The sequence below is a fragment of the Saccharopolyspora sp. genome (assembly GCF_017434145.1).
Taxonomy (GTDB): Bacteria; Actinomycetota; Actinomycetes; order Mycobacteriales; family Pseudonocardiaceae; genus Saccharopolyspora_C; species Saccharopolyspora_C galaxeae.
The window spans coordinates 1-1798 of sequence record NZ_JAFRFW010000311.1 but is presented as its reverse complement, the minus strand read 5'-3'; the positions used below and the strand labels follow the sequence as shown (position 1 = coordinate 1798).

The window sequence follows — 1798 nt, the reverse complement described above, 5'->3', positions numbered from 1 at the left end:
GCTGATGCGCACCCCGGTTCGCTGGTCAACGACGCTCGCCCGGTGCTCCTGACCGCTGATGCGCACGCCCGCCTGCCCCAGGATGCCGACGCCTGCCTGACCGCTGATGCGAACCCCGCGCTGCGCACCGCTGATCCGGACGCCGTGCTGGCCGCTGATGCGCACCCCGCGCTCCGCGCTGCTGATGCGCACCCCGCGCTCGATCGCGCTGATGCGGACACCGCTGCGACCGCTGATTCGGACACCGCGCTGTTCACCGCTGATGCGCACGCCTGCCGCGGCACTGATTCGGACCCCGGCCCGGCTGCTGATGCGCACGCCCCGCTCGGCGCCGCTGATGCGGACTCCGCGCTCGGTCGCGCTGATGCGGACACCGGCCCGCGCGCTGATCCGCACGCCCCGCTCGGCGCTGATGCGGACACCGCGGTCGTCGCCGCTGATCCGAACACCCGACGCCGTGTGCACACCGTGTTCGGCAAGCGGCTGCGAGCTTGTCGAAAGAGTGAGAGTATTACGCTGAGCGGCGGTTTTGATGATCGACATGGTGTGCCTCCTGCGCTTGAATAGCCGAGTTATGGGCAAGTGATCAAATATGCAAGGCCCATACAGGTGAAAAACTAGAAGCGCGCAAGGGCTCGAACAAGCCGCCAACTCGCCGTCCACTGCAACCTTCTGGATGGGCTCCATTCGGCCGCGATCATTAGTCTGAAAGAGTTACCTTACGTGAGACATAACACGGTTGACTAGTGACGTTCAGTAGTTCAACTCCTGCTCACGCCCGTTGTGAACACTCGCTGTAGCTGAACTTTTGGCCACTGAATACATAAAGTGATAACGGCTGGAGGCGGTGCCGATCGCGGCCGGAGCGGTCAGCGGCGAACAGCGGCGCGGCCGCCGCGACAAGCCCGCATGGACCCGTCCCATCGGACGAGGTGATCGGCTACCGTACGGCTCGTGACTGTCGTGGAGACCTTGCTCGTCCTGGTGGCGATCCCAGCGGCCGTGTACGGCCTCGCCACGCTGATCGCGCTGTGGCCGAAGCTGACCCGCAACCGCTACCGCGCCGGCCAGGACTGGAACTTCGACCCGGTCTTCTGGGTCGCCGACCCGGCGAGCACGAGCACTGCGCCGGAAGGCGCCGCTTCCGCGCGGGCTGCCAGCACCGATCGGGGAGGCGCACATGGGAACTGGTGAGATCGCTACGCCCGGGCACGGTCCGGACGGGCAACCGTCGGAATCCGAACTCGCCACCGGCGAGGTGCTGACCGCCACCGGACGACTGTCGATCGCCCGCCGGGTCGAACCGCAGCGGCCGAAGCTGCCGTTCAGCCCGGCGCAGCTCGCCCGGATCGACGAGGCGCTGACGCTGTCCAGCCGCAGCACCGGGCTGGAGTTCGCGATCTACCTCGGCGACCTGGGCGAGGACACCCGGGAGTTCGCGGGCGGGCTGCACGCCAACCTCGGTGCGCGGGCCGCGGAAGGGGTGCTGGTCGCGGTGTCGCCGCAGCAGCGGCGCGTGGAGATCGTCACCGGCGAGGAGTCCAAGCGCCGGGTGCCGGACCGCAGTTGCCAGCTCGCCCTGATGAGCATGGTCGCGTCGTTCAAGGAAGGCGAACTGCTCGAAGGACTCATCAGCGCGTTGCGGATGCTGTCCGACGCCGCAGGAACGCAGCACTCCGCGGCGCACTGATCGCTTCCCGGCGAATCCTGGCGGGAGAGTGGCGGTTGCGTACCCGGTCAGCCGCCGGGGACGACCGGGGATCGCTGCGTAGACGAGCACCAATGGAGCACGAGAAGG

At 67.7% G+C, this 1798-nt stretch carries 3 protein-coding genes; 2 read left to right on the top strand and 1 reads right to left on the bottom strand.

From position 1 onward, the window contains the following. On the bottom strand, window positions 1–687 hold a 687-nt coding region (locus IJH84_RS08625; protein ID WP_295142440.1), incomplete at its 3' end, for a hypothetical protein. Window positions 688–954: 267 nt separating this feature from the next. On the opposite strand from IJH84_RS08625, the gene IJH84_RS08620 reads away from it, so the two are divergent. Further along, window positions 955–1194 (top strand): hypothetical protein, encoded by a 240-nt coding sequence (locus IJH84_RS08620; protein WP_295142438.1) that lies wholly within the window; start codon window positions 955–957, stop codon window positions 1192–1194. Continuing rightward, the gene (locus IJH84_RS08615; RefSeq protein ID WP_295142436.1) at window positions 1181–1690 is read left to right on the top strand and encodes a DUF5130 family protein; all 510 of its coding nucleotides are present in this window, start codon (window positions 1181–1183) and stop codon (window positions 1688–1690) included. The genes IJH84_RS08620 and IJH84_RS08615 overlap by 14 nt, the downstream gene beginning before the upstream one ends. Window positions 1691–1798 lie beyond the last annotated feature (108 nt).

Excerpts from the sequence above, each read along its gene's own strand:
- IJH84_RS08615 (WP_295142436.1), top strand. The coding sequence starts at position 1,181 with ATGGGAACTGGTGAGATCGCTACGCCCGGGCACGGTCCGGACGGGCAA.